Annotated in this window: 25 protein-coding genes and 1 pseudogene; 14 read left to right on the top strand and 12 right to left on the bottom strand. The window is 55.9% G+C overall.

Annotation, left to right across the window (positions count from 1 at the left end):
* Positions 1-69 precede the first annotated feature (69 nt).
* Positions 70-624 carry a DUF2059 domain-containing protein gene (locus tag BUC32_RS06395; protein ID WP_073250790.1) on the bottom strand — a complete coding sequence of 185 codons (555 nt, stop codon included), beginning with the start codon at positions 622-624 and terminating at the stop codon, positions 70-72.
* Positions 625-645: 21 nt separating this feature from the next.
* Here BUC32_RS06395 and BUC32_RS06390 point away from each other — a divergent pair, with 21 nt between their 5' ends.
* The gene (locus BUC32_RS06390) at positions 646-1269 is read left to right on the top strand and encodes a nicotinate-nucleotide adenylyltransferase (protein ID WP_245815141.1); all 624 of its coding nucleotides are present in this window, start codon (positions 646-648) and stop codon (positions 1267-1269) included.
* Here BUC32_RS06390 and BUC32_RS06385 read toward each other — a convergent pair.
* On the bottom strand, positions 1266-2105 hold the full coding sequence (locus BUC32_RS06385) for a DMT family transporter (RefSeq protein ID WP_073250788.1): 840 nt from the start codon (positions 2103-2105) through the stop codon (positions 1266-1268). The two genes, BUC32_RS06390 and BUC32_RS06385, sit on opposite strands and share 4 nt — an antisense overlap.
* Positions 2106-2284: 179 nt before the next feature.
* Here BUC32_RS06385 and BUC32_RS06380 point away from each other — a divergent pair, with 179 nt between their 5' ends.
* Positions 2285-3841, top strand: a complete 1557-nt coding sequence (locus BUC32_RS06380) for a trimethylamine methyltransferase family protein (RefSeq protein WP_073250786.1) — start codon at positions 2285-2287, stop codon at positions 3839-3841.
* Between the two features lie 13 nt (positions 3842-3854).
* Here BUC32_RS06380 and BUC32_RS06375 read toward each other — a convergent pair whose 3' ends face one another.
* Genes BUC32_RS06375 through BUC32_RS06360 form a run of 4 tightly spaced genes read right to left on the bottom strand, consistent with a single transcriptional unit; the run spans position 3855 to position 8353 of the window.
* Entirely contained in the window at positions 3855-5216 is a 1362-nt protein-coding gene (locus tag BUC32_RS06375; RefSeq protein WP_245815140.1) for an NAD(P)/FAD-dependent oxidoreductase, read from the bottom strand.
* A complete protein-coding gene (locus tag BUC32_RS06370; protein WP_073250784.1) occupies positions 5200-6699 on the bottom strand; it encodes an aldehyde dehydrogenase in 1500 nt (499 codons plus the stop codon). Before BUC32_RS06370 ends, BUC32_RS06375 begins: the two co-directional genes overlap by 17 nt.
* Before the next feature lie 3 nt (positions 6700-6702).
* Positions 6703-7635: a dihydrodipicolinate synthase family protein gene (locus BUC32_RS06365; protein WP_073250783.1), complete on the bottom strand. Its 933-nt coding sequence runs from the start codon at positions 7633-7635 to the stop codon at positions 6703-6705.
* A gap of 7 nt (positions 7636-7642) precedes the next feature.
* Positions 7643-8353, bottom strand: coding sequence for a GntR family transcriptional regulator (locus BUC32_RS06360; RefSeq protein ID WP_073250909.1), 711 nt, complete (start codon positions 8351-8353; stop codon positions 7643-7645).
* Between the two features lie 161 nt (positions 8354-8514).
* On the opposite strand from BUC32_RS06360, the gene BUC32_RS06355 reads away from it, so the two are divergent.
* Complete coding sequence (locus tag BUC32_RS06355) at positions 8515-9465, top strand: GlxA family transcriptional regulator (protein WP_073250782.1); 951 nt, start codon at positions 8515-8517, stop codon at positions 9463-9465.
* A 281-nt stretch (positions 9466-9746) separates the two neighbouring features.
* Positions 9747-11057, top strand: coding sequence for a D-alanyl-D-alanine carboxypeptidase/D-alanyl-D-alanine endopeptidase (gene dacB, locus BUC32_RS06350; protein WP_322788014.1), 1311 nt, complete (start codon positions 9747-9749; stop codon positions 11055-11057).
* A 442-nt stretch (positions 11058-11499) separates the two neighbouring features.
* Here the strand turns inward: dacB and BUC32_RS20920 are convergent, their stop codons facing one another.
* The 6 genes and pseudogenes from BUC32_RS20920 to BUC32_RS06315 all read right to left on the bottom strand — a co-directional run bounded on the left by BUC32_RS20920 (position 11500) and on the right by BUC32_RS06315 (position 16033).
* Complete coding sequence (locus tag BUC32_RS20920) at positions 11500-11805, bottom strand: sulfotransferase (protein WP_407695243.1); 306 nt, start codon at positions 11803-11805, stop codon at positions 11500-11502.
* Positions 11792-12005 (bottom strand): annotated as a pseudogene (locus BUC32_RS20635) (integrase core domain-containing protein); the annotation flags it as partial. The pseudogene BUC32_RS20635 and the gene BUC32_RS20920, both read right to left, overlap by 14 nt.
* A 92-nt stretch (positions 12006-12097) precedes the next feature.
* Positions 12098-12835 carry a DDE-type integrase/transposase/recombinase gene (locus BUC32_RS06335; protein WP_083599260.1) on the bottom strand — a complete coding sequence of 246 codons (738 nt, stop codon included), beginning with the start codon at positions 12833-12835 and terminating at the stop codon, positions 12098-12100.
* A gap of 574 nt (positions 12836-13409) precedes the next feature.
* A complete protein-coding gene (locus tag BUC32_RS06325) occupies positions 13410-14237 on the bottom strand; it encodes an amidohydrolase family protein (RefSeq protein WP_139280653.1) in 828 nt (275 codons plus the stop codon).
* 18 nt (positions 14238-14255) lie between these two features.
* Positions 14256-15260, bottom strand: coding sequence for an aldo/keto reductase (locus tag BUC32_RS06320; RefSeq protein ID WP_073250779.1), 1005 nt, complete (start codon positions 15258-15260; stop codon positions 14256-14258).
* 2 nt (positions 15261-15262) lie between these two features.
* Positions 15263-16033: an IclR family transcriptional regulator gene (locus BUC32_RS06315; RefSeq protein WP_073250778.1), complete on the bottom strand. Its 771-nt coding sequence runs from the start codon at positions 16031-16033 to the stop codon at positions 15263-15265.
* A 130-nt stretch (positions 16034-16163) separates the two neighbouring features.
* Between BUC32_RS06315 and BUC32_RS06310 the strand changes: the two genes are divergently transcribed.
* The 10 genes from BUC32_RS06310 (at position 16164) to BUC32_RS06265 (ending at position 25167) form a co-directional block, all read left to right on the top strand.
* Positions 16164-17480: an ABC transporter substrate-binding protein gene (locus BUC32_RS06310; RefSeq protein ID WP_139280652.1), complete on the top strand. Its 1317-nt coding sequence runs from the start codon at positions 16164-16166 to the stop codon at positions 17478-17480.
* 109 nt (positions 17481-17589) lie between these two features.
* Complete coding sequence (locus tag BUC32_RS06305) at positions 17590-18498, top strand: carbohydrate ABC transporter permease (RefSeq protein ID WP_073250776.1); 909 nt, start codon at positions 17590-17592, stop codon at positions 18496-18498.
* Positions 18498-19343: a carbohydrate ABC transporter permease gene (locus BUC32_RS06300; protein ID WP_073250774.1), complete on the top strand. Its 846-nt coding sequence runs from the start codon at positions 18498-18500 to the stop codon at positions 19341-19343. Before BUC32_RS06305 ends, BUC32_RS06300 begins: the two co-directional genes overlap by 1 nt.
* Before the next feature lie 5 nt (positions 19344-19348).
* Positions 19349-20440, top strand: coding sequence for an ABC transporter ATP-binding protein (locus tag BUC32_RS06295; protein WP_073250772.1), 1092 nt, complete (start codon positions 19349-19351; stop codon positions 20438-20440).
* Between the two features lie 3 nt (positions 20441-20443).
* Positions 20444-21553, top strand: coding sequence for a mandelate racemase/muconate lactonizing enzyme family protein (locus BUC32_RS06290; protein ID WP_073250770.1), 1110 nt, complete (start codon positions 20444-20446; stop codon positions 21551-21553).
* A 20-nt stretch (positions 21554-21573) separates the two neighbouring features.
* A complete protein-coding gene (locus tag BUC32_RS06285; RefSeq protein WP_245815139.1) occupies positions 21574-21894 on the top strand; it encodes an L-rhamnose mutarotase in 321 nt (106 codons plus the stop codon).
* Positions 21887-22537, top strand: coding sequence for an RraA family protein (locus tag BUC32_RS06280; protein ID WP_073250766.1), 651 nt, complete (start codon positions 21887-21889; stop codon positions 22535-22537). Before BUC32_RS06285 ends, BUC32_RS06280 begins: the two co-directional genes overlap by 8 nt.
* Complete coding sequence (locus BUC32_RS06275; protein ID WP_073250764.1) at positions 22537-23646, top strand: enolase C-terminal domain-like protein; 1110 nt, start codon at positions 22537-22539, stop codon at positions 23644-23646. The genes BUC32_RS06280 and BUC32_RS06275 overlap by 1 nt, the downstream gene beginning before the upstream one ends.
* Complete coding sequence (locus tag BUC32_RS06270; protein WP_083599259.1) at positions 23643-23972, top strand: UxaA family hydrolase; 330 nt, start codon at positions 23643-23645, stop codon at positions 23970-23972. Before BUC32_RS06275 ends, BUC32_RS06270 begins: the two co-directional genes overlap by 4 nt.
* A complete protein-coding gene (locus BUC32_RS06265) occupies positions 23965-25167 on the top strand; it encodes a UxaA family hydrolase (RefSeq protein WP_073250762.1) in 1203 nt (400 codons plus the stop codon). The genes BUC32_RS06270 and BUC32_RS06265 overlap by 8 nt, the downstream gene beginning before the upstream one ends.
* The last annotated feature ends 2 nt before the right edge of the window (positions 25168-25169 follow it).

Below are 25169 nucleotides of genomic sequence, written 5' to 3'. Positions count from 1 at the left end.
CTCGCGTTAGAGGGGGTGATAGCGGATGGGGTCAGGGGGGGCAATGCAGGCTGAGTGTTTCGCGGTGCGTTAATCGAACACGTCGATGATCATTTTGGTCAAACCTTGGCTGCTTTCTAACGAGATACCGCGTTCTTCTAGGTTTTTGGCAAGGCGTGCTGTGGATTTTTTTGCCGCAGTTTCGCGCGTTGACCGGATGGCCGCGGCATTGGCGAGCAGGAATTTGGATGTGTTGGCGAACACTTTCTTGCCCGTTGGAGACGAATAAAAGCGGGCCAGGTCGCGCATTTCTGAGGCGGTGTAGGTTTTGTGATAATACGCCGCGATTTCATCCTGCATGAGGGCGATGAATTCAACAACAAAGGCTTCGAACAAGAGATCAAAAAAGGGTTCGGGTTCTGCGATGTCAATCCCGAACGTTCGTAGCCTGCGCACCACCTCAAACATAATCGTGCGCATGTCTGACTGATAAATCTCGTTAAAATGCTCGACCGTAATGGTGTGTTCTACGATAAACCGAATATCGCTTTCTTTGTCTGCGTTGGCAGGTTGGGCCAGCCCAAGAAGCATCCAAGTCAGGGTGGGAATGAGCCAAGCAGCTTTTGGTTTTCGAAAATACGACATATCCTTTGTTGTAGCGTGGAAATGCGCGCAGTAAAGGACGTCATGACCGGAACACAAAGTGGATACCGTGGCCAAACCATTGGCCTGCTCGGCGGCTCTTTTGATCCGCCGCACGCGGGTCATGTGCATATCACGCGCGAAGCCTTGAAACGCTTCGGGTTGGATCGGGTGTGGTGGCTGGTGTCTCCGGGCAATCCTTTGAAGGATCGCGGGCCCGCCAGATTAGAGCGACGGATGGCGGCGGCACGGGCGCTGATGGATCATCCGCGCGTTGAGATCAGCGATTTTGAGACAAGGGCCGGGACGAGGTACACCGCAGAAACCATTGCGGCCTTGCAGCAGACCCATCCGGGCGTGCGGTTTGTGTGGCTGATGGGCGCGGATAATCTGGCGCAGTTGCATCGCTGGAAGGACTGGCAAGAGATTGCCTTGCGCGTGCCCATGGGGGTGTTAGCGCGCCCCGGAGACCGGGTGGAAGCGCGCACAGCCAAGGCGGCGCAGGTGTTTCGACATGCGCGGTTGCATCCGCGTTCCAGTCAGCTTTTGGGGCAATGTGATGCGCCAGCGTGGTGTTTTGTGAATGTGCCGATGCAGGATATCAGCTCAACCCGGATACGGGCCCACGGGGACTGGGCGCGCGACTAGGGGCGGGGTCTGGTGGCGGCCAGGGCCGAGGCGATGCCCGCGCCGACAATCAGGGTCAGGCCAACGATGGTAAACCCGTCTGGCAGGTCTTCGAACACCAGCCACCCCAAAGCCACGGCAGCGATCAGTTGGAAGTAGACATAGGGCGCCAGCGAGGTCGCAGAGGCGCGCGCGTAGGCAAACAACAACAGGAAATTGCCGCCCATGGAAAACAGCGCGCTGAGGGTTGTCAGCCCAAGGATGGGCGCGGTGATCGGGGGCGCTGAATTCCAGCAAATCGGCGTCATCATCACAAAGCTGAGGAACAGTTGCGTGAACAACAGGCTGCCCGGTCGGCTCACCGGGGCCAGCCAACGCGAAGAGGTCAGGAAGGCCCCGTAACACAGGCCCGCCAGCACGGCGAAAATCAGCCCCGGTTCCATGTCAAAGCCGGGCCTCACGACCAACAGAACGCCTGCAAAACCCAACAACATCAGAAGGCTGCGCAATAGCGTGACTTTTTCCCCAAGCAAAAGCACGGACAGTCCATAGCTGAAAATCGGGCCGATAAAGAAGGCGGCAAAGGTGTCGGCCAGCGGGATGGTGGCCAAGGCGGTCTGAATCGACAGAATTCCCCCGGTCAAAAGCATAGCCCGAAGCCAAATGCGCCAATCGGCCAAGAGCCGGATGGTGTCGGCCCGCAAAAGGGGCAGGGCGACCAATGCGCCAATCGCAAATCGCGACCAGGCGACATAGTGCGGGCTGGCGTCATGCGCGTTCATCAGCAGCTTTCCGGCCGTATCGCCTGCCGGGATCATCGACATCGCGATGAACATGATGAAAAGAGCCTGCCACATAAGGCGGCCCTTAGCATGGTGTGCGATAGGCGGCCATGGGCAAATTCAGGTCTGCTCTATCCGCCGGAGTGGTCTCGACGCTCGTCGGGCCATGTCGCATTCTGCAAGCGGGCTTCGGAACGAGGCAGGACAGGGGATGATGTGTGCGCCATGTTGCAGACAAACCACGGAGACTGCCCATGACTGAGACTGCTACACCCACCCGCTCTCGTGCCGGAGGCCGTGCGGCGCGGCGCGCCATTCGGTCTGCCCCGAATTTTGAGATGTTGCCGGGGCTGACGCGCAACATTCCGGTCTGCGAGGTCATGGATGCGGGCCAGGTTGAACGGATTGATGCCGCGTCGATGGATATTCTTGAAAACGTGGGTGTGGTGTTTCGTGATGATATTGCGTTGGCGGACTGGAAACGGGCAGGGGCCAAAGTTGTCGGCGATACGGTCTATCTGGACCGGGGGTTGGTGCGCGATCTGATCACGACGATTCCGGCGGATTTCACCTATCACGCCCGCGACCCAAAGAAGAATGTGCGCCTGGGCGGCAAACATTCGGTGTTTGTGCCGATGACGGGTGCGCCTTTCTTGCGGGATCTGAACGATGAGCGGCGCAATCCATTGCTCGAAGATCTGGCGATGTTTCACAAGCTCAGTCACATGATGCCCAGCCTGCACAGTTCGGCGCATCACATTGTGGAACCTTACGATCATCCGATCAGTCAGCGGCATCTACGCATCACCTATTCGTCGATGAAGCATTCCGATAAGATGTTCATGGGCATGACCACCAGCCCCAAGAATGCCGAAGACGTGCTGGACATGTGCGCCATCCTGTTTGGTGAGGAGTTTATCGATCAAAACCCTGTCACCACGGGCAATATCAACGGTAACTCGCCACTGGTCTGGGATGAGACTATGCTGGGGGCGATGCGGGCGTTTTGTCGGCGGAACCAACCGGTTCTGTGTTCGCCTTTTGTGTTGGGCGGGGCCAATACACCGGCGTCCGTGGCGGCCTCTGTGGCGCAGTTGAATGCCGAGGCGTTGTCGGCATTGGCTTACACACAAGTTATTCGCAAAGGGGCTCCGGCGATTTACGGCCATTACCTGTCGACCGTGTCGATGAAGTCTGGCGCACCGATGGCGGGCACGCCGGAAATCAGTTTGATGAACTTTATGATTGGTCAGATGGCGCGGTATTATGACGTACCGTGGCGCACCTCAAACACGCTCGGCGGGGCCAAAACCTTTGACGCACAGGCGGGATACGAGAGTGCCACCACCCTGTCGGCGGTGATGCATGCCGGGGCGAATTACATCTGGCATTCAGCGGGCTGGAATGAGGCCGGGATGCATTGTTCGGTGGCCAAGTTTATTGTCGATGCCGAACAATGCGCGATGGCCTACCGGATGGCGCAGGGGCCGAACTGGGATGATTTTGACGCCGCGCTGGCGGCGGTGCCGGACGTGGGTCCGGGTGGGCATTATCTGGGGCATCCGCACACGCAGGAGAACTTTCAGTCGGCGTTTTTCATGCCCGAGATGTTCGACAATAACTCGATCGAACAATGGCAGGCCGAAGGCGGGATCGAGATCACCGAACGTGCGCTGAACCATGCCAAAAAGCTGCTGCGCGAATATCAGGAGCCGACGCTGGATGTGGCCAAGAACGAAGAGCTGCTGGAGTATATCGCGCGCCGCGAGCGTGAAATTCCTGCGAGCGATGAGTTGAACCAGAGTTTCTGAGGGATTGCGCGGGTTATTCGTTGCCCGCGCGCCATTCTTTCCAGCGCAGCACTGCATTGGCGCCGATCTTGGCAAAGGGTTGCGGGGGGAGCCTTTGGGGTGGGGCTGAGCGTGTGAAAAAGGCCGTGATATCCGAGGTCTCACCACAGGCGAGTTCCGCTGCTCCAATACCGGTCAGGGTGCCGCGTGCTGTGCCAAGGCCGTTTTGAACACAGCCAGAAAACACGCCGTTCTCGATCTCGCGCATCACGGAAACGCCATTGAGGCTGAGGCACAGGTGACCGGCCCATTTGTGCTCCATCTGCAGGCCTGCCAATTGCGGGAACCGTTGGTCGAATTTGCGCTGCTGCACACGAGCGGCGCGCGCGACATCCGATGCGGTGGGTGTCATGTTGGGGTTCAGGGTGGCACAGGTGCGAGTGATGATGCGATTGCCGCCTTGGCTTGTATTAATGCGGCGCACGGTGGTGCCCATGGGGTCGCTGGGGGTGATGCCCCAGCGCGGCGCGCCACCGAGTTTGGCCAGCGTGTCTGTCTCCAGCTCCGGCGTCATGGAGGCGTAGAGAAACAGCTGCATCAGGCGGCCTTTCTCGTAGCCAAAACTTTCGAGATGACCATTGTTTGTCAAAAGAATGCGCGGTGTGGTGACGGTGCCTTTGGGGGTGGTGACGCGCCAATCTGATCCGACACGTGCAAACCCGGTAACGGGCGAGTTTTCGCAGATGCGCATATGCGCGGCCAGCCCTGCACCAAACCCGCGAACATAGCCTGCGGGTTGCAACATGACGGTGCCGGGGGTGAACAGGCCAGACTGGTAATGGGCACTGCCGGTGAGCGCGGTCATTTGTGCCTGATCGAGCATTTCCGAGGCTTCGCCAAGGGATGTCAGGTGTTTGGCATAAGAGAGGTTATGGGCGTGACCCGCAGCGCTGGCGGCGCCATTGATCTTGCCAGCTTCGTCAAAATAGTTCGGATCGATTGCGAAATCCGACACAGCCTCGCGCGCAAAGGCGATGGCCTGACGGTTGAGGGCAATCATGGTGCGATCATCGCCCGCACCGGCGTAATCATCAGACGCCAGATCATGCGGCAGGTCGATCATAAAACCCGAATTGCGCCCCGAAGCGCCTTCGGCAAGGCGTCCTGCTTCGAGCACGATGATCCGCGCTGTTGGGTGCAGTTGCAGCAACCGCCGGGCCGCCGACAACCCGGCAAACCCCGCGCCAACAATCACAAAGTCGGCCGTGGCCTCGCCTTCGAACACATCCGGTACACCCTGCGCGCCCAGAATGACGTTCCAGGCGGCAGGGCCCTGATGGATTGGCAGGCGCCGGGCGGTGACCTGTGTCGCCATGGCGCTAGTCGACCGCCTCATCGGCGTCGTCGGACAGGTCGATCCAGATGGTTTTCAGCTGGGTGTACTGATCGTGTGCATGGACCGAGTTGTCGCGTCCGCCAAAGCCGGATTGCTTGAAGCCGCCGAAGGGTGTGGAAATGTCCCCTTCGCCAAAGCTGTTGACCGTGACGGTGCCTGCCCGAAGGCTGCGTGCGCCGCGAATGGCGCGTTTGGCGTTGGCGGTGAAGATCGACGCGCACAGGCCATATTCCGTGTCATTGGCGATGCGGATGGCTTCGTCAAATCCGGCCACGGGGATGACGGTGAGGACCGGGCCGAAAATCTCTTCGCGCGCCAATGTGTGGCTGTTATCGGGGACTTCGATCACCGTGGCCTCGACAAAGGCACCATCGTGGGCTTTGCCGCCGATACGCACGTTTTCTGCCCCTTCAAGATAGCTGCAGACCTTGTCGAAATGCGCCTTGGAGACCAGCGCGCCCATGCGGGTTTCAGGGTTCAGGGGCGCACCGACATTCCAATGCCGCGCGTGGTCTTCGATCCGGGAAAGCAGCTCTTCTTTGACATCTTTGTGCACGATCAACCGCGAACTGGCCGAGCAGTTTTCACCCATGTTCCAAAAGGCGCCGTTGACCACATGTTGGGCCACGACATCAAGATTTTCGGCGTCTTCCATGACAATGCAGGGGTTCTTGCCGCCCATCTCAAGCACCACCTCTTTGGCGTTGCTTTCGGCAGAATAGCTGAGGAACCGTTTGCCGGTCACGGTGGAGCCGGTGAAGGACACCATGTCGATATCCATATGGCGACCGATGGGTTCGCCCACATCTGCACCACTGCCGGGCACGATGTTCAGAACACCGCGAGGCAGGCCCGCCTCGGATGCAAGCTCTGCTACGCGCAAGGCCGTCAGCGTGGTTTCTGCTGCGGGTTTGATGACCACCGAACAGCCTGCCGCGAGCGCTGGGCCAATTTTCCACGCCAGCATCAGGAGCGGAAAGTTCCATGGCAGCACAAGGCCAACAACGCCGATGGGTTCACGGACCACCATGGCGATGTGATCGTCTGAGGCCGGTGCGACCTGATCATATATTTTGTCGATCGCCTCGGCGTGCCATTTGAGACAGTGGATGGTTTCGGGCACATCCACGGTTTCGCAGTCATAAATGGTTTTGCCTGAATCCAGGCTTTCCATCACGGCCAGTTCACGGGCATTGCGGGTCAGGAGTTTGCAGAACCGGATCAGCACATCCTTGCGTGCGGACGGATGCATTTTGCTCCAGCGACCATCATCAAAGGCCTCGCGCGCTTTGGCGACGGCAAAGTCTACGTCCTCGGCACCGCAGGCAGCGATTTTGGCCAACGCCTCGCCCGTTGCCGGGTTCGTCGTGGTGAAAGTGGCGCCGGAGGCTGCAGGTCGATAAGACCCATCAATAAAGGCGCTGGTGGGCAGGATCAGATCGTCTGCGATGGCTTGGTATTCTTCTTGGGTCAACAGGTCCATGGATCAGCCCTTTGCCTTTGGTTGTTCATTTGAGATGTCGGCGATGGTGGTTTTCAGCACCCGGATCACTTGTTCCAACCCGCGTTTGTCATCCTTGTTGAGCCCTTTGAGCGGCGGACGCATGGGGCCAGTGGGGATGCCGTTCAGAGCGACGCCGTGTTTGACGCATTGAATGAATTTGCCACCCTGTTCGAGGATGCGCATCAGGGGCATCATTGCCGACATAATACGCCGGCCTTTGTCAAAATCGCCTTCGACGGCGCAGGCCTGATAAAGTGCCACATGTTCTTCGGGCAGGAAGTTTGACCCCGCACAGACCCAGGAGCGCGCGCCCCATGCGAAGAACTCCAGCGCCTGGTCGTCCATGCCACAGGACATCTGAATATGAGGGTAGTCGCGCGCCAGAAGGTGCACGCGGTTGATGTCGCCCGAGCTTTCTTTGATGGCGCAGATGTTGCGGGACCGGCCCACGCGATCAAGAAACTCTTCGCCCATGTGCACACCCATGCGACCGGGGTAGTTGTAGAGAATGACCGGCAGGTTCGCGGCCTTGTCGATGGCCAGCGCATTGAGGGCGTTTTCACGCTCGGTCGGCACCGAATAGGGTGGAGTGGCCAGCAGGATGGCATCAGCACCTATGTCGCGTGCGCCAGAGGCCAAGGCAATCGAGTCCGGTGTCATCATTGCGCCGGTGCCAACGATGGTTGGCAGCCGTCCTTTGATTTGATCTTTGGTGAAACGGGCCACTTCAAGGCGTTCAGCCACGGTCTGGGCATAGTTTTCACCGGTGGAGCCGCCGGAAATCAGGCCATGCACACCCTTGTCGATCAGCTGTTCGATGACATCAGAAAGGGCGTCGTAGTTGACAGAGCCATCGGCGTGAAACGGGGTCACGACGGGGGTGTATATCCCCTCAAAACGAAAAATCGGTGTCATGCGGTCCTCATGCTGGGGTTTGGCGCGCGATGGAGCCAAGCGGCATATCCAAGGCGGCGGGCATTACGAAAAGTTCAATCTGGTCCCTCGACAGGTTCCAGTGTTCCACGGCCAGCCTGCCGGCTTGCGTTTCGTCACCGGTTTCAATGGCGGCGATGATCGCGTCGTGCTGAAGGCTGGCCTCGGATAGGTTTTCGACCATAGTCGGGTTTTGCGGGCGGTAAAAAGTCATGCCGATGCGGGCGTGATCGATCAGCAGGCGGCGGAACGACGGTAGCAGATAGATATTGTCCGCCATCTCTCCGGTGATTTCATGAAACAGGTTGTTGGCCATGGTGCGATCGGCGCCCGAGCCGTGACGCAGCGCCGACTTGAAGTCTTCTTGTGCCTTTTTCAGCGCTTCGATTTGCGTTGAACGCGCATTTTTGGCGGCCAGTTGCAGTACCGCGCCATAGATCATCGGGGCTGCAAGAAAGAAATCGCGCAGGGTTGTGTGGGACATTTCCGACACCCGCGCACCACGGTTTTCGCGCAAATCTACATATCCGTCCCCGGCCAGCTGGCGAAAAACTTCGCGCAATGGCGTACGGGACAGGGAAAACGATTCGGACAATTGTGTCTCGTCCAGATCGGCACCCGGACGCAATTCGAGCGTCATGATGGCCGTTTTCAGATGAGAATAAAGCTCGGATTTCCGACGCTTAGCCGCATCTTTCATCATTCTCTCCAATTCGAAGTTCAGTCGGAAAAGACACCCAGTTTAGGCAGATTTGGGCACGCGCAATGGCGCGGTGTTACTTTTGCTACCAAAGAAAATACAATTTGAATACAATAAAAATTCGCGTAGAGTGCAATTTCAAATCTGGCCTGTTGGTGCACATGGACGACACAAAACATTTTGTATTCATTCTTGTGGATGAATTTTCGCACATCGCATTTTCCTGCGCGGTCGAGCCATTGCGCATTGCCAATCTTGTGAGTGGCAAGGATTTGTACAAATGGTCTTATGTGTCTGAGGATGGTGTGTCTGCGGCCTGTTCAAACGGATCCGTTACACTGGTGCACCACAGCTATGGCGATATTCCCAAAAGCGACCGGCTTTTTGTGTTGTCGGGCATCAATGTGCATAAGAAAGTGTCCGGCAAGCTGTTGGCGACTTTGCGCCGTGAACGGGTTCGGGGCACGGCACTTGGTGCGCTGTGCTCTGGGGCCCACATTTTTGCCAAGGCCGGGTTTCTGGATGGGGTACAGGCTGCGATCCACTGGGAATTTCACGACAGCTTTATGGAAGAGTTCCCCGAGGTGGCGTTGGTGCGCAATGTGTTTGTGGCCGATGAAAAGTTCATCACCGCTTCGGGAGGGACCGCGACCGCGGATCTGATGCTGCATCTGATTGAAAACGCGCATGGCCATGATCTGGCCGTCGCAGTGGCGGATCAGATGGTTTACAACGCGGTGCGCGATGCAACGGCCGAACAACGCGTATCGCTGCAATCGCGGCACGGCATGCGCAACCCACATATGGCCAAGGCCATTCAAAGGATGAATGACACGCTGGATGCGCCAATCTCTCCGGCGCTTATCGCCGAGGAAATTGGGATATCCGCCCGGCAACTTGAGCGGCTGTTTGGCAAGTATCTGAATTGTTCTCCGAAAAAATACTATGTGGAAATGCGGCTGGAAAGGGCGCGCAACCTGCTTGTGCAGACGGACAGGTCCATCACCGACATTGCCCTGGCCTGCGGTTTTGAAAGCCCGGGGCATTTTTCGCGGGTGTACCGCGCAAACTTTGGTGTGTCTCCGTCATTGCAACAGGGAAAGCTCACCTGAAAGACCTCCAGAGGAATTGTGGGTTACCATGAACTGTTCCAGACAAATTCTGTACGATCCCCCACTTGTCTGACGCGGCTTGCCAAGGTTAGTATCCCGCCATGGTTAAAGGCATTTCCCGGCGGTATTTTTTATCAAGTTTATTGGCAGGTGTTGCGACACCTGTTTGGGCCAATCCGCCGAGTTCTTCGTTAAGGCCGCGACTGCGCCCAGAGTCTTTGCGTCAGCTGGCGGCTCCTGGTCCGGGCAATCTGATCCGCGCATCCGGGGTCACCGGAAACGTGTCCTTTTCCGTAGCAGATGTGGCCACGGGATTGGTGCTGGAGGGGCATCAGGCCGATCAGGGGTTACCACCTGCCAGCGTGACCAAGGCTGTGACGGCGATGTATGCGCTGGACACGCTGGGCGCCGGGCATCGTTTCACTACCCGGGTGATGACAGCCGGCGCCGTGAGCAACGGCGTGCTCAAGGGTGATCTGGTGTTGGCAGGTGGCGGTGATCCGACGCTGGACACAAATGGGCTGGCGCAGTTGGCGGCACAGCTGAAAAAGGCCGGAATTCGGGAAGTCTCTGGAAAGTTTCTGGTCTGGGGACGAGCGTTGCCGTCTATCCATGCGATTGATCCCTCTCAGCCGGACCATGCGGGGTATTCTCCGGCAATTTCTGGGCTGAGCCTGAATTACAATCGGGTGCATTTTGAATGGAAACGTGGGGCGCAGGGCTGGGTTGTGTCGATGGATGCACGGTCTGACAAATATCGTCCCGATGTGACCATGGCCAAGATGCGCGTCGTAAAACGCAGTATGCCAGTTTACACCTATGAAAACCGGGGCGGCGTGGATCACTGGACTGTCGCCAGCGGGGCCTTGGGCAATGGCGGATCGCGGTGGTTGCCGGTCCGACAGCCGGAAATTTATGCGGGACAGGTGTTTCGCACCCTCGCGCGGGCGCATGGCATTGTTCTGAAGAAACCAAAGCTGTCGCATAGCCCACCCACGGGGCAGGTTTTGGCCGAGATTCACAGCGCTGCGCTAAAAGACATTCTGCGAGGGATGTTGAAGTATTCGACCAATATCACCGCAGAGATGATTGGGCTGGCGGCGACGCAGGCGCGGGGCACCTCGGCCAACACATTGAAGGCATCCGGTCAGGAAATGAGCCGTTGGGCTGCCGGGGCGTTGAATATGACGAACGCATCTTTGGTCGATCACTCCGGGCTGGGGGATCAGTCCCGCCTGAGGGCGGATGAAATGGTCATAGCGCTGGCACAGAGCGCGCGTCGCAGCGAGTTGCAGCCGCTGCTGAAGAACATCAAGCTGCGTGATAGCCAGGGCAACGTTAAAAAGAACCCCCCGATGAAGGTTGTGGCAAAGACCGGAACGCTGAATTTCGTGAGCGGGCTGGCGGGGTATTTAGAGGCCCATGACGGTACCGAGCTGGCCTTTGCGATCTTTGTGGCCGACACCGGAAAACGCGCTGCGATCCCCGCACAGGACAAAGAACGCCCCAAGGGCGCACGTGCGTGGAACGGCAAGGCCAAGAAATTGCAGCAACGCCTGATTGAGCGTTGGGACGGATTGTACGGGGCGTGATGGCTGGGGCGGTATCGCTGCCCTAGCTCTGGTTTGAGCCCATAGTGATCGATGCTGCGGAATGCCCATTTTGACAGTGTGAGCGGAAAGTAGTCATTCGCTACGGAATGCACCAAGGTCCGCTCCGCGAAGATACCGAGCTTTCGCTGCGATTGCGCCAATGTCGGCTTAAGTGCATATTCTACTTGAGAAATTTGATCGCTTTTTTTGTCAATCCTGCGCTGTGCTGCATGCCCTAATGCTGGCAACATGAGCCTGCGAGATGACATCTCAAGCATTGTGTCCTTTAAACCAAATCGTTCAATTCAGGTACCCCAAGTTGCGCGGCGGTGCCCGACTGCCAAGGACGCGCGCTCCAGTACGTTGGGGTGCACGGGGGGATGGCCGCTGAGGTTGTAGCCTAACGCGGACATCAGCGGTTCCGCTTGCGCCTCGGCCAATCCTACCTCTCTGGGGTCAGTTTTCTGCGCCATTGGTAGGTCAAGGCAGCGTCGGGTTTCGAATAGGTGCTGTTTTGGTCATATTCGAGCACGCTTGGCTGGAACTGGACGTCGAGAAACAAACAAATCTTGTTCAGGGTTTCTTCGGGCTCTTCGATAAGCGTTTCATATTTGACTTCCAGCACTTGTTCAGGTGCCATATCCGGCACCATCGCGGCCCACTCCTGCCCAGCCAAGGAAAATCCAGCGGAAAACTCTAACCAAAAACGAGGACGTTTTTGGGGATCACAGCATGACGTTGTTGTCATCATATCGCAGAGCGCCTGCTTGCGGCGGGCGTCGTCCAAGCTGTCGAACCATTCTTCGTTCAGCAACTCGTCGCGCAGGCTGCCGTTGAATGACACGATGAAGGCGTTCTGCTGGGGTTTGCCGGATCGATGTAGTGCCATTCGACGTCATTCTCATTCGCCCATTTCAGGATCGCCCGACTGGTGAACTCCGTCCCGTAGCACCTTGGGAAACACGTTGATTTGTGGGTTACGGCGACCTGCGGAGCCCCTCATCGAGCGGAGCAGGTGGCCATAACCGGGCATCGGGTCTCTACAGTGGTTTTGTGCAAATCACACTGAAGAGGAGACCGATTATGACCGACCACAAGATTACACCTGATGCGCCCGTTCTGGTAGCAATTGATATCGCTAAACATCGCCACGAGATTTTGATCTCAGCTTCGGTCAAAGTCTTGATCCAGTCAGCACCCGTATATTGGCTGCGTTGATCCGTTTTCATGATCTCGGGCGTTCCGTATTTGGCGATGGCTTCTTCCCAAGCCGCAGGGCAAAAGTTGGCATCGAGCGTGTTTGATAGCCGCCAGGACCATACCTTACGCGTTGCCCAATCCATGATGGCGACCAGATACAGTAAACCGTTCTTGACGGGGATATATGAAATGTCGCTGCACCAGACTTGGTTAGGGCGCGTGATCGCCAGCTTTCGCAGCATGTATGGCCAGAACATGTGCCGGCGATGATTCTTGCTGGTGTTTGGCCCCTTGTAGATGGCCTGAAACCCCATGATGCCCATAAGGCGACGCACGCGGTGGCGGCCCGTCGAGAACCCTGATTGGGGAAGAGACGCCGCAATCTGGCAGCTACCGAAGAAGGGGTGCTTCGTAAAGGTCCAGTCAATCTCGTGCATTAGGTCTAAGGTCGCCTGATCAAAGCCGACCGGCGTGTAACAGATCGAGGAACGGCTGATCTTGAGCAGTTTACACTGGCGTGTCAGGCACAAATCTGGGTTCTCTTTGCAGATTATTTCGCGGCGTTCAGACGAGATCATCACCTCTCGGCAGAATGCTTCACATTCGCCTGTCGGTCGGCGGCATTCAGCGCTTGGGACAAAAAGTCATTTTCCACCGCAAGCTGGCCAAGCTGGCCAATCTTGCCATCCTTGTTCTCAGTCTTTTTGACCTTGTCTGAGAAGCCCCCGGGTATGCCTTCAAGCGCCACTGTAGCCTCAAATTATCTGAAAAGCTCCGTCGCGTCGTCATTCTCGCATCCAGTCAATCGTGTTGGATACATTCTAGCACGCTGTCCAAATCTGCCGGACCACTTCAGAAAACCAGCACTGTTATGCTGGCATTCTGCCCCGTCTCAACTCTTCGACTAGGGCTTCGATCGTCTAAAAGTTCCCCCAAGCCCAATGACCAGAAACCATTGTTTTACGAGTACGACGAGTTTTGGAAGCCAGGTGATACGACCTACTACCCTGATAACTATGAAATTATGAAAGACAAAAAGGCTGGCTTTTAACCCTATTGGACGGGAAAATGGCCCTGAGAAACGGCTTTGCAAAACGGAGATTTTTCTACAGATCACTGGTAACGCGATGCCGGTCCAGGACAAAATTCTTATCAGTTGCGGATATCGTAGAATAACGAAGCGTTCCTGCCCCAGAATGCTGCTGCGTCATCTCCGGAATACCCTGTTATTGTTGCAACCATGTCAGCCCAACCTTGGTAGTCCTTGGCGAGGTTGAGCACCGGCCAGTCGCTTCCGAACATCAAGCGATTGGCGCCAAAGGCTGACAGTATTAGGTCTGTCGCGGGCTTTAGATCCTGAGGGGAACAGCCAGTGTGTGCTTCGGTGACCAAACCGGAGAATTTGCAAAAGCAGTTGGTTTCATTTGCCAATCGAAGCATCCCACGACGCCACACCTCAAGATTTCCGCCCCTCAGATCCGGTTTGGCGGCATGATCGATCACGCACTTAAGGCTTGGATTGCGTGCCAGCCTTGTCAAAAGATGCGGCAGGTGATGAGGGAGCACAAGCGCATCAAACGCGAGCCCCATGTTCTGAAGAGCGTCAAATACCGGATCCAGTTCAGGTTTCAAAATCCATTCATCGTCTTCGATGCTCTGGATCATTGGGCGGATGCCCTTGAAGTATGGGTTTTGGGCCAATCGTTCGAGTGTTCCGATCGCATTTTCGGCTTCCATATCGATCCAACCGACGACCCCAGCGATAAAGTCATGGGCGTCTGCCAATTCCAGTAAGAATTCGGTTTCGGCGACTGTATCGGTGGCCTGAACCACAATTGTTTTGTCAATCCCAGCGGAATTGAGAAGTGGGCCCAGATCACCGGGGGTAAAGTCGCGATAAATTTGTTCGAGTTCGGGGGTTAACCAACCATAGTCTCCGCGTGCCAGAGACCAAAAGTGCTGATGGCTGTCGATTTTCATGATCTGTCTCCAAATTCTCTAAGCAAGAGTGCCAGCAGGTACCGGCGCCTCTGAGGCTATAAGTCCGGCGTCTTTGAGGTCGCTCCATAGCCCCGCCGGAATGGTATGTGACCACCAGCCTAAAATCTGGTGTAGTTCCTGCGGCGTACGCGGGCCGGGAATGACCGATTTCACGACGGGATGGGCAAGCGGAAATTGCAAGGCTGCAGCAGGCAAGGGGACGTCATGGGTCTGACAAATACGCGTCATTTCCAACACTTTTCCAGTAATTTCGGGGGGGATCGCTCCATAATCAAAGCTGTTGCCTCCGACCAAAACACCAGAGTTGAACGGGCCACCAACGACGATATCTACGCCTCGCGCCGCACATTTTGCCAAAAGCAGGTTTGAAGGCGATTGTTCCAGCAACGTGTAGCGCCCTGCCAGTAGGAAAGCGTCCCAATCGCCCCTTTCCAGGGCGGTCTCACAGACAGCCACTTCGTTCACACCTAAGCCAAAGGCATCAATGGCGCCCGAGTTTCGAAGCTCTTCCAAAGCCCGGTATCCGCTGGTCATTGCCGTTTCAAATATCTCGCGACCCATTACATCGCCATGTGTCATGGCGCCGATATCGTGGAAATAGAGAATGTTGATCCTGTCGCGTCCCATCCGATGTAGGGATGCCTCGTAGCTTCGCATGACCCCGTCGTAGGAATAATCATAGGTCGGCGTGAAAGGCAGTGCAGAAACCCAAGCGCCCGGATTGGAGGCAGGGCCCGGGGTCAAAATTCGCCCCACTTTGGATGAGACCACGACATCAGATGCGGCGCGCACACCGTCCCCAACCAGCCGCTCGGACAGGCCATGACCATAGAACGGTGCTGTATCGACATAGGTGATGCCCGCGCTCAGCGCCTCGGCAATGGTTGCGCGTGCGTCTTGGTCACGAACTGCTTCGAAAATACCGGCCAAGCTGGCACAGCCCAGTCCCAATTGGCTAACGGTCAACTGATTTCGGCCGAGTTTGGATGTGGCAAGAGACATAGTTATTCTCCGTTGATCTGGCGACCAATTTCGCGGGCGGCTTTGCCAAACATTTCGGTAACCTGCTCTACGTTTGGTGCGCGATAGTCGTCGATTCGCTCAATGAAGGGGCAGGTTAAGGCGGCGATGGCGTTGCCAGATGGGTCGAGAACCGGGAATGAAATATTGGTAGTGCCGCGAACGGTTTTTGACGGCTCAACGGCGCAGCCTTTCACCTTTAAAGCATCCAGTTCAGCATTTAGGCCGGTCGTGTCGGCCTGTTCTTCGCCAATAACCAGATTGTGGTCCGCCAACATACGCAGGCGCGCTTCCTTGGATTGAAAGGCGGCCAGAACGCGTCCCGAACCTGTATTGTAAATGCCGATTACGGCGCCCGGACGAAGAGATTGGCGCCAGTTGCCGGGCGCTGAGAACGCAGAGGCAATAACAATGTCGCCGTCTTCCCAAAGGGCCAAATGGCACGATTGTTCGCTTTCAAGACTGAGTGCCCGCATCAGGGGTTCGGCAATGTCCAAAAGCCGCCGACGTGGGGGGTGCTGCTGCGCGAGCACCAGCATCTTTAACGAAAGCATAAACCGGTCGCCTTCTGGTGAGCGGGTCACATAATGCCTCCGCACAAGCGTATCGAGCATGCGATAGTTCTCATTGGTGGTTCGTCCCAAAGATTTTGCTATCTCAGCCTGGCTCATTCCGGTTGGGGCGCCTGCCAGTAACTCAAGGATATCCAGGCCTTTATCCAAAGCCGGGGCGCGATACTTGCCGCTTTCATCCATGTCCAAATCCTTGTCCTGCCGGGTCTTGTGAAAACAATGTCTGATTTTTTGGATTGACTCAAGTCATTTATTTACGGATAAATCGATCACTCAAATATGAATATTCGCGTTTCGATTTCGGGAGGAAATCATGAGAAACATCAATAAAATCGGTGCATTGAGTCTGGCGACTTTGATGGCTGCAAGCAGTGTAAGTGCCTCTGATTATGGAAGTTTTGACGGCTATACGTTGCGTGTAAAACTAATTGGCGGGGCACAGTACGAGCCGCTCTACACGCTGATTCCCGAATGGGAAAAAGCCACGGGCGCCACAGTAGATATCCTGTCTCGCAAAAGTCATTTCGAGCTTGATCGGGAAATGAAGCAGGATATCGCCGCCGGGAACACCGATTATTGCGTGTTCTCCAACCACACGAACTTTGCGCCGCAATATGATGTGATGACAGAGCCACTTGATGGCCACATCTCGGCTGATGTCCTTGCCGATTTCTCGCCCTTGGTGGTCAGCCACGCCACCGTTGGCGGTAAGCTGTTCTCAATGCCGCGTCACTCAGATGTATCCAACATGTACTACGTAAAGTCGCTGTATGAAGATGCGGATAATCAGGCGAAATTTAAGGCCGAATATGGCTATGACCTGACACCACCTGCAACTTGGGCGCAAGCATCGGATCAGGCGAAATTCTTTACCGACGCGCCTGACCGTTACGGCACGCATTTCGCTGGTAAAGACGAAGGTATCACCGGTCGCTTTTACGAAATGCTGGTCGCCGAAGGCGGCGTAATGCTGAATGATGACATGAGTCCTGCATTCAACAGCGAAGCAGGTGTTCGGGCCCTGAACTGGTTTGTCGATCTGTATGAAGCCAAAGCGGTTCCCGCTGGCACAACCAACTATGTCTGGGATGACCTGGGACTTGGCTTTGCCGCAGGTGCGGTTGCCTTCAACCTCGACTGGGGCGGCTGGGCTGCGTACTTCAACAGTGACGACAGCAAGATAAGTGGTGACGTTGGTATCGTGCTCGCGCCAGCTGGCTCAAGTGGTAAGCGTACAGGTTGGTCCGGGTCGCATAGCTTCTCGATGACAAAAGGTTGTGACAATCAGGCGGCTGCAGCCAGCCTCATCACGTTCCTCACCAGCCATGATGCGCAAATGTTGGAGGCCCGCGCGGGTATTCTGCCAACGCGTACTCAGGTTTGGGATGACGTGATTGCCGAGTTTAAGGCTGAGAAAAACGACTACATGGTCGAAATCTTCGCAATCTACAGCGACTCGATGGCGAACCATGCCTTTACTCCGCCGCTGATCGCCGAATGGGGCGAGATTTCCAATGCATTGTGGCCGCGTTTGCAAGCCGCAATTCTGGGCGACAAGACTGCTCAGGAAGCATTGGATGAGGCTGCCGAAGACGTGCTTGAAGTGATGCAAGATGCCGGTCATCTCTAAGTAGCGCTTTGCTCATTTGCCGCCCCCACGCTGGGGCGGCAATACTTCTCTGACAATCTAAGCCAAGTCACCCTGTTTGCGCCCCCCGCAGAACGGAGCCACTTTAGTCATGACCAGACTACGTCGAACAATTCGGGAAAACGCTGTCCCCTTTGCGTTGATATCCCCCGCGGTGTTGATCATTTTGATGGTGGTCTTACTGCCTCTGATCTTCTCCTTTTACACAAGCTTTTCGAACTACCGACTGATCCGGCCAGACAGCCTATGGGATTGGGTCGGGTTGCGAAATTACAAACGCATTATGGGGGATTGGGACTTTTGGGTCGCGTTTGGACGTACGGTTTTGTTCCTGACTGTTGCTCTCAACCTAGAGCTTTTGTTTGGATTGGGGCTGGCTCTGTTGGTGAACAAGATCACGTGGGGGCAGCGCACGATGCGCACCATCATGATGTTTCCGATGATGTTCTCCCCGATCCTTGTTGGGTTTCAGTTCAAGTACCTGTTCAACGACACGATTGGGCTTGTGAACAACGGACTTCAGTCTTTGGGGCTGACCCATGAGGCCATTCCGTTCCTGGTCGATCGCTGGCTGGCCTTCTTCTCGATTGCGTTCGCCGAGATATGGATGAGCACATCGATCTTTGCCATTCTGATTTTGGCAGGGCTGTTCGCGTTACCTAAAGATCCAATCGAGGCGGCTCGTGTCGATGGCTGTTCGAACTGGCAGGTTTTCAAACACATAACACTGCCTTTCCTGATGCCCTTTATCTACATCGCGATGGCTATTCGCTCTTTGGACGTGGCACGAGCGTTTGACATAGTTGATGTCATGACCGGAGGCGGCCCGGCGGGTCGTACCGAACTGCTTTGGACGCTGATCTCGCGTACGGCCTATGACGATGCGCGCATGGGGCGGGCGAATGCGATGAGCTATGTCGCGATCCTGCTGTCGATCTTCTTTACCTGGTTCTTCTTCAACAAATTGATGGAAGCCCGCAAACATCTGGGAGCGTTCTGATGCCATCACGCACCAAAACGGTCCTGATCTGGATCGTCACCTTCTTTATCATGCTGATCATCTGCATGCCGGGACTGTGGATCATTCTGTCAGCTTTCCGCACGAACGGAGAGATCCTGACCAAACCAGCCATCTGGATTCCACAAAACCTGACGCTCGACAATTTCCGAGCCATTTTTGGTTTTGGAGAGAATGTCGTAGGCATTCCGGTCGCCAGCTACTTCCGGAACTCGCTGGTGATTTCGATCACGTCTACTGCGCTGGCACTATTGATCGGTATGACCGGTGGGTATGCCTTTGCCCGTTATTCCTTCCCTGGTAAGAAACCCGCATTTTTGTGGTTGATGTTGTCACGCACAGTCCCGGGAATTGCGCTGTCACTGCCGATTTTCATCATCTGGTCCCGTCTGGGGATCATCGACACGAAATTTGGCGTGATCCTTGTGTTCACCGCGATCAACGTGCCGTTCACAGTCTGGCTGACTGAAGGCTTTTTCCGACAGGTGCCAAATGATCTGAATGAAGCGGCACAGATTGATGGATGCACCCGCTGGCAAGCCTTTTGGAAGATCGAATTCCCGCTTGCTAAGTCGGGCATTGCCTCGGCCGGCATCTTTGCCTTTCTCACCTCTTGGAATGAATATGCGCTGGCCAGTCAGCTGACCCGCTCGACCGACAGTAAAACCCTTCCGGTCGGCCTCATGGACTTCACCGCTCAGTTTACTATCGACTGGGCAGGCATGTGCGCCATGGCGGTGATTATCATCATCCCAGCACTGATCCTGACCTTCCTTGTACAAAAACATCTCATTGCCGGCCTGACCTTTGGCGGCGTGAAAGGATAATTGAAATGGCAACCGTAACGCTAAAAGACGTTGTAAAACGATATGGTGCTGTAGAGGTGGTCCACGGGATCAATCTTGATATCGCCCACAATGAATTTGTGGTGCTGGTCGGTCCTTCGGGCTGCGGCAAGTCGACCACGCTGCGAATGATCGCCGGGCTTGAGGAAATCTCGGACGGGGACATTTTGATCGGTGATCAGGTGGTCAATCAGCTTCCTCCGCGAAAACGCAATATCTCCATGGTTTTTCAAAACTATGCGCTCTACCCACATATGACAGTCAGCGAAAACCTTGGTTTTTCTCTTAAGATTGCGAGCCGCTCTAAGGAAGAAATTGAGGCGGCAGTGCAAGACGCCGCTGATATTCTAGGGCTGGATGAACTGCTCGAGCGCACACCCGCCGAGCTTTCAGGTGGTCAGCGTCAGCGTGTGGCCATGGGCCGCGCAATTGTGCGCCATCCGGATGTATTTCTGTTCGATGAACCTCTGTCCAATCTGGATGCCAAGTTGCGCACCCAGATGCGGGTCGAGATCAAGAAACTGCACGCCAAGGTCAAGACAACCATCGTTTATGTGACCCACGATCAGGTCGAAGCGATGACGTTGGCGGATCGGATCGTCATCATGAAGGATGGCCACATCGTACAGATCGGCACTCCTTTAGAGGTGTTTGAGCGTCCTGTTGATACCTTTGTCGCTGGTTTCATCGGGTCCCCGCCCATGAACCTGATCGATGGCACCATAAAAAACGATACTGTCGTATTCAGCGATGGCCGCTCTGTCCCTGTGCCTCCGGATTTTTCAGGCAAGGTTGTTGATGGTCGCCGCGTTGTGTTTGGGTTTCGCGCTGATGTGTTGATGCCCAAAGGTCATACCCTGGCCGAAAGCGGTGTGCTGCACGATCTTGATCTGACGATCGATCTGGCCGAGCCACTTGGATCAGAATCCATCCTGCTGTCCTCTTTTGGTGGCAAAGACATTCAGGCCCGCATGCATAATCCACGCCCCGTTAAAGGCGGCGAGGTTCTGTCTTGTGAGTTGCACTTAGAGAAATGCCACCTGTTCGATGCCGAAACTGGCCAAAGTCTGAGAGGATAAATCATGGCCCGAATTGAACGCGTCGAAATTCACATGGTTGACCTCAAGCCCAAGGTGCTTCGGACGGATGCCATCCAAAGCTTTGTCAGCCAAGAGACGCCCATTGTGCGCATCACCGACAGTGAAGGCGCGGTTGGGGTCGGCTACAGCTACACGATTGGGACCGGCGGCCCGTCTGTCATTGCCCTGTTAGAGCACACGCTTGCACCGAGGCTTATTGGGCGAGAAGCCGAAGCAATCCAGTCGATCTGGAACGACATGCTGTTCACCACTCACGCGACTGCCGTGGGGGCAATTACCTCCCTTGCGATGGCAGCCGTCGACACAGCGCTATGGGATATGCGTTGCAAGAAAGCCGGGTTGCCACTGTCGATTATGGCCGGCGGTGCGAGAGACTCTGTTCCGCTTTACACGACCGAAGGCGGCTGGCTGCATATTGAACCAGAAGCTTTGATTGAAGATGCGCTGGCAGTGCAAGAGCGTGGCTTTTTGGGTTCAAAAGTGAAAATTGGCAAACCGCATCTCAGTGAAGACCGGGCCCGCCTGATGGCGCTGCGTGAGGCGGTTGGCCCTTCGTATGAAATCATGGTCGATGCCAATCAAAGCTTTACATTGGGTGAAGCGATCCGGCGCACAGATATGCTGAACGAGGCCGGAGTTGGCTGGTTCGAAGAACCGCTGCCCGCAGACGACATAGAAGCCCATGTGCAACTGGCACGTCACTCCAAGGTGCCAATCGCGGTTGGCGAAAGCATGTATTCATTGTCGCAATTCAAAGACTACCTGACCCGAGGTGGGGCTTCGATTGTGCAGGCCGACGTTGCGCGCGTGGGTGGCATCACACCGTGGCTTAAGATTGCGCATTTGGCCGAAGCCCATAATGTTGCGATTTGCCCGCATTTCCTCATGGAACTGCATGTTAGCCTTGTGTGTGCCGTTCAGAATGCACGGTGGTTGGAGTACATCCCGCAGTTGGACCTGATTGCCGAAGATAGCATGCAGATCACAGATGGTTGGGCACGCCCGTCCTCAAAACCTGGAATCGGGATTGATTGGGACTGGTCAGCGATTGCAGACCAAGCCGCTATGACCCCGATCGATATTCGTAGCTAAGGGAAAACGAGATGCAGCGCATGGCCATGGTAACTGGGATCAAGCCCGAAAAAATCGCCGAGTATAAACGGCTGCACGCCAACGTTTGGCCCGACATTCTGGATCAGATCAGCCAGTGCAACATTCGCAATTACTCGATCTACCTGCGAGAGCCGGAAAACCTGTTGTTTGGCTACTGGGAATACCACGGCAACGACTTTGCAGCAGATGCCGCCAAGATGGCCGCAGATCCAAAGACAAAAGAATGGTGGGTGCTGACCGACCCCTGCCAGACACCTATGCCAAACAGCGCGTACGGCGAACAATGGTCGATGCTAGAAGAGGTGTTTCACCATGACTGAAGAATTAAGAAAAGAACTGGCCACCTGCTATTCTGGAGTCGCACATGACGTGATGCGCGGGATGGGGCTGCGCAATTTCACACTTCCTGCGTCGATAACGCCCCTGATGCCGGAAAAAACCCTTTGCGGCCCGGCTTTCACAATCGAAGGTCGTTTGGACGAAACAGCCGACGCCCATGAAACGCTGCTGGCGTGGACGGGGTTGCTGTCGAAGGCCCCTGCAGGCCACATCTGGACCTGCCAGCCTCATACACATGATCTTGCTCAGATGGGTGAACTATCTGCCGAAACCCTTCAAAAGAAGGGGGTTCTTGGCTGCGTACTGGACGGGCATGCTCGCGATACCAATTTCCTGATGGATATCGGCTTTCAGACATGGCGGATTTCTCACACCCCTAAAGACATCGTGGGACGCTGGCTGCCAACGGCTACAGACGTGCCGATCCAGATTGCAGATGTGCGGATCGAACCAGGTGATTTCCTGCTGGGTGACCGCGACGGGATGGTGCGCATTCCAAAAGCCATTCTTGCTGAGGTGACAGAGAAATCCGTTGCCGCCATGCACACGGAAAACAAGGTCCGCACCGCCATCATGGACGGCATGGATCCACAGGATGCTTACCTGAAATACGGAAAGTTCTGATGAAGATTACCGGTCTGGATATTCGTGCCTGTGCATTGACCAGCGACGTTGCCGCAAGCGACGCGCTCAAGGGTGTTACACGTCCGGACAAAATCGAATTTCTGGTTTACACGTTGCGTACGGAATGCGGTCGATCCGCTTCAATGTTCGGGTTTGCCGGGGCCGACGGTGAAGGGTCGGCACGGCTGGCCAAATCCCTGGGGCCTTTCCTAAAAGGTCGCAACGCTTTGGATCGCGAGGCCCTATGGCATGATTTTCGCAAGCAAGACCGCTTTTGGAGTCTGTTGCCAATCTATATTTGGGGACCGATAGATTGCTGTCTCTGGCTTTTGGCTTCAGAGGCTGCAGGTCAGCCACTTTGGCGCTATATCGGGGGATGCCGCTCTGAGGTGCCAGTTTATGTCAGTTCTATGTTTCACACCAATGGGCAGGCTTATGTTGACGAAGCTCTTGCGGCCAAGGATGAGGGGTTCGCGGCCTATAAATTGCACCCGCCCGGAAGTTCGATCAGCGAAGATCTCGATATTCACGTAGCCTGCCGCGACGCGGTTGGGCCTGATTTTGGGTTGATGAGTGACCCGGTGGCTTTCATGACTTACCCCGAGGCTTTGCGCTATGGTCGGCGGCTGGAAGAGCTTGGGTATTTATGGTTCGAAGAGCCCATTCAAGACGAAAACATTCCCGCGCTTAAGGCTTTGACCCAGAGTCTTGATATTCCCGTGGTTGGCACCGAAACCCTCGCCAAACACCCCTATTCCGTTGCGGGGTGCATCGCGGATCGGGTGGTGGACGTTGTCCGGGCAGATGTCAGCTGGTCCGGTGGGGTAACAGCGGTCTTGAAGACAGCGAATCTTGCCGAAAGCTTTGGGATGAACTGCGAGATTCACACCTCAATTTTTCACCCCCTTGAGATGATGAACCTGCATATTTGTGGGGCGGTGCGAAATTGCAGTTATCTTGAACTGTTGGCTCCGGTGGCTCAGTTCAACTTTGGGCTTACAAAACCACTGCCCATTTCCAATGGCATGGCACGTCTACCCGAAGAGCCGGGTTTGGGCCGCGCGCTGGACTGGGCTCTGATCGACAACACGACGACTTGGGTCGGATGAAAGGCACGAAGATGGCGGACGCACGGTTCAAACTGATTTCTCTTCATGACAGCGACAATGTGCTTGTCGCGCTGTCAGCTGTTGGGCCCGGTGACGTGCCACTCGCACGCGGTCAAATCTTGTCGCTGAGTGCGCATGTCACTCTTGGCCACAAGGTCGCAGCGCGACCGATTTCGAACGGTGAACTGGTGGTCAAATACGGGATGCCAATCGGCACAGCCACTGAAGATATCCCAGCGGGCGCACATGTGCATGTGCACAATATCGCCAGCCGTTACACAGCGACCCATTATCGCGACGAAGAGGCAGGACTGGCAGATGAGTAAAACATGGCAAGGGTATCTGCGGACCGACGGACGCAAGGGCATTCGCAACACGGTTGCCGTTGTCTATCTTGTGGAGTGCGCGCGGTTTGTGGCGGATGAAATCACCCGCGCCTTCCGGGATCAGGACGTGCATCTGATCGGCTTTCCCGGATGTTTTCCCAACGACTATGCCCAACACATGATGGAACGCTTGTGCACCCACCCGAATGTTGGCGGTGTTCTGTTGGTCTCGTTGGGTTGTGAAAGCTTCAACCGGGGCAAGCTGGCCGAGGTGATCGAAGCCAGCGGCAGGCCGGTGGAAACGCTTGTGATCCAAAAAACGGGCGGGTCTGCGGCGACAATCCGGTCAGGTCAGGCGCAGGTCAAGAAGACCCTAGCCGGCATTGCAAATGTTCCTCGCGTTGAGATGACCACGCAGGATCTGGTGGTTGGCACGATCTGCGGCGGGTCGGACGGTACCAGCGGGATCTCGGGCAACCCGGCCGCGGGGCGTGCGTTTGACCAACTGGTCGCAGAAGGGGCCGCCTGTATTTTTGAAGAAACCGGTGAGCTGATCGGCTGCGAACATATCATGGCCGAACGAGCGATTACCCCGGAGCTGGGCGAGGCGCTTCGTGAAACAGTTGCCAAAGCCGCGCGGTATTACGACACCTTGGGCTATGGCAGCTTTGCCGCGGGCAATGCCACGGGGGGATTGTCAACGATCGAAGAAAAGTCGCTGGGGGCCTATGTGAAAAGCGGCGACGCCCCGATCAGTGGCATCATCAAACCGGGAGATATTCCTCCCTCAGGAGGACTGTATTTGATGGATGTCGTTCCTGATGGCGAAGTCCGTTACGGGTTCCCAAACATTGCCGACAACGCCGAGATTGTTGAGATGATCGCCTCCGGAGCCCATATGACCCTGTTCGTCACCGGGCGCGGGTCGGTTGTGGGGTCGGCTCTCGCACCAGTGATCAAGATTTGCGCCAACCCTGACACCTATGAAGCCTTGTCAGAAGACATGGACATCAATGCCGGCGCCATCATTTCCGGAACCAGAGATTTGGATGAGGTGGCTGAAGAAATCCTGACCGCCATTCATGACACGGCTTCCGGACACCACACCGCCTCGGAAGCCATGGGGCATCAAGAATTCATCCTGACTTACAAAAGCTTTGAACCGGTTGGGCCAGCCTGCCTGCCCACCAAATAAAC

It is taken from the genome of Shimia gijangensis, assembly GCF_900142085.1.
In the GTDB taxonomy this organism is placed as follows: Bacteria; Pseudomonadota; Alphaproteobacteria; order Rhodobacterales; family Rhodobacteraceae; genus Shimia; species Shimia gijangensis.
Note: the sequence above shows the minus strand (reverse complement) of the source record. Positions and strands in the feature narration are given on the sequence as shown.

Bases quoted from the DNA above. Each gene is read 5' to 3' on its own strand.
- BUC32_RS06395 (WP_073250790.1), bottom strand. From the start codon at position 624: ATGTCGTATTTTCGAAAACCAAAAGCTGCTTGGCTCATTCCCACCCTG.
- BUC32_RS06390 (WP_245815141.1), top strand. From the start codon at position 646: ATGCGCGCAGTAAAGGACGTCATGACCGGAACACAAAGTGGATACCGT.
- BUC32_RS06385 (WP_073250788.1), bottom strand. From the start codon at position 2,105: ATGTGGCAGGCTCTTTTCATCATGTTCATCGCGATGTCGATGATCCCG.
- BUC32_RS06380 (WP_073250786.1), top strand. From the start codon at position 2,285: ATGACTGAGACTGCTACACCCACCCGCTCTCGTGCCGGAGGCCGTGCG.
- BUC32_RS06375 (WP_245815140.1), bottom strand. From the start codon at position 5,216: ATGAGGCGGTCGACTAGCGCCATGGCGACACAGGTCACCGCCCGGCGC.
- BUC32_RS06370 (WP_073250784.1), bottom strand. From the start codon at position 6,699: ATGGACCTGTTGACCCAAGAAGAATACCAAGCCATCGCAGACGATCTG.
- BUC32_RS06365 (WP_073250783.1), bottom strand. From the start codon at position 7,635: ATGACACCGATTTTTCGTTTTGAGGGGATATACACCCCCGTCGTGACC.
- BUC32_RS06360 (WP_073250909.1), bottom strand. From the start codon at position 8,353: ATGAAAGATGCGGCTAAGCGTCGGAAATCCGAGCTTTATTCTCATCTG.
- BUC32_RS06355 (WP_073250782.1), top strand. From the start codon at position 8,515: ATGGACGACACAAAACATTTTGTATTCATTCTTGTGGATGAATTTTCG.
- BUC32_RS20920 (WP_407695243.1), bottom strand. From the start codon at position 11,805: ATGACAACAACGTCATGCTGTGATCCCCAAAAACGTCCTCGTTTTTGG.
- BUC32_RS06335 (WP_083599260.1), bottom strand. From the start codon at position 12,835: ATGATCTCGTCTGAACGCCGCGAAATAATCTGCAAAGAGAACCCAGAT.
- BUC32_RS06325 (WP_139280653.1), bottom strand. From the start codon at position 14,237: ATGAAAATCGACAGCCATCAGCACTTTTGGTCTCTGGCACGCGGAGAC.
- BUC32_RS06320 (WP_073250779.1), bottom strand. From the start codon at position 15,260: ATGTCTCTTGCCACATCCAAACTCGGCCGAAATCAGTTGACCGTTAGC.
- BUC32_RS06315 (WP_073250778.1), bottom strand. From the start codon at position 16,033: ATGGATGAAAGCGGCAAGTATCGCGCCCCGGCTTTGGATAAAGGCCTG.
- BUC32_RS06310 (WP_139280652.1), top strand. From the start codon at position 16,164: ATGAGAAACATCAATAAAATCGGTGCATTGAGTCTGGCGACTTTGATG.
- BUC32_RS06305 (WP_073250776.1), top strand. From the start codon at position 17,590: ATGACCAGACTACGTCGAACAATTCGGGAAAACGCTGTCCCCTTTGCG.
- BUC32_RS06300 (WP_073250774.1), top strand. From the start codon at position 18,498: ATGCCATCACGCACCAAAACGGTCCTGATCTGGATCGTCACCTTCTTT.
- BUC32_RS06295 (WP_073250772.1), top strand. From the start codon at position 19,349: ATGGCAACCGTAACGCTAAAAGACGTTGTAAAACGATATGGTGCTGTA.
- BUC32_RS06290 (WP_073250770.1), top strand. From the start codon at position 20,444: ATGGCCCGAATTGAACGCGTCGAAATTCACATGGTTGACCTCAAGCCC.
- BUC32_RS06285 (WP_245815139.1), top strand. From the start codon at position 21,574: ATGGCCATGGTAACTGGGATCAAGCCCGAAAAAATCGCCGAGTATAAA.
- BUC32_RS06280 (WP_073250766.1), top strand. From the start codon at position 21,887: ATGACTGAAGAATTAAGAAAAGAACTGGCCACCTGCTATTCTGGAGTC.
- BUC32_RS06275 (WP_073250764.1), top strand. From the start codon at position 22,537: ATGAAGATTACCGGTCTGGATATTCGTGCCTGTGCATTGACCAGCGAC.
- BUC32_RS06270 (WP_083599259.1), top strand. From the start codon at position 23,643: ATGAAAGGCACGAAGATGGCGGACGCACGGTTCAAACTGATTTCTCTT.
- BUC32_RS06265 (WP_073250762.1), top strand. From the start codon at position 23,965: ATGAGTAAAACATGGCAAGGGTATCTGCGGACCGACGGACGCAAGGGC.